The sequence below is a fragment of the Photorhabdus tasmaniensis genome, assembly GCF_011189505.1.
Taxonomy (GTDB): Bacteria; Pseudomonadota; Gammaproteobacteria; order Enterobacterales; family Enterobacteriaceae; genus Photorhabdus; species Photorhabdus tasmaniensis.
Map to the genome: position 1 here is coordinate 1 of NZ_PUJU01000183.1, position 662 is coordinate 662.

Consider the following 662-nt stretch of genomic DNA (forward strand, 5'->3'; position numbering starts at 1 on the left):
TTATCTCAACATCTTTTCCATCACACCCATGAAATCGTGGCCTATGTTGCTCAGCTCTGGAATATTACCTTTAGCATTCCAGGCATGAATAAATGGCTACACCGTCAGGGTTTCTCTTATAAAAAACCTTGTGGTGTCCCTCATAAATTCGATGCAGAAAAACAGAGACAATTTATTGAATATTATGAAAATCTTAAAGTCGCCGCGAAAGACGAACCCATCCTCTTTCTTGACGCGGTTCACCCGACTCAAGGCACCAAACTCAGTTATGGCTGGATGCGAAAAGGCGAGAAAAAAACAGTCAAAACAACAGGAAGCCGAACTCGCCTGAATATAGTGGGTGCACTCAACCTGAATGCCATTGGTCATACGGTGTTCCAGGAATATCAAACCATTAATGACTACAACATTTGCTGTTTTTTCAATGAAATAAGAAAGTCTTATCCTGACTATCATCAAAAAATTCATCTTATTGTGGATGGAGCGGGTTACAACAAAGCGCATCTTGTGAAGGACTGGGCTTATGTCAGCAATATTGAGTTACATTACCTTCCTCCCTATAGCCCCAATTTAAACCCGATAGAGCGATTATGGAAGGTCATGAATGAACATGTTCGAAATAACCGTTATTTCGCTGATAAACATGAATTTCGAGACAAAGT

The 662-nt window shown here is 40.3% G+C and carries 1 protein-coding gene; it reads left to right on the top strand.

The features are described from left to right. Positions 1–662: IS630 family transposase (locus C5471_RS23430; RefSeq protein ID WP_166296626.1), on the top strand; the 662-nt coding region annotated here is incomplete at both ends.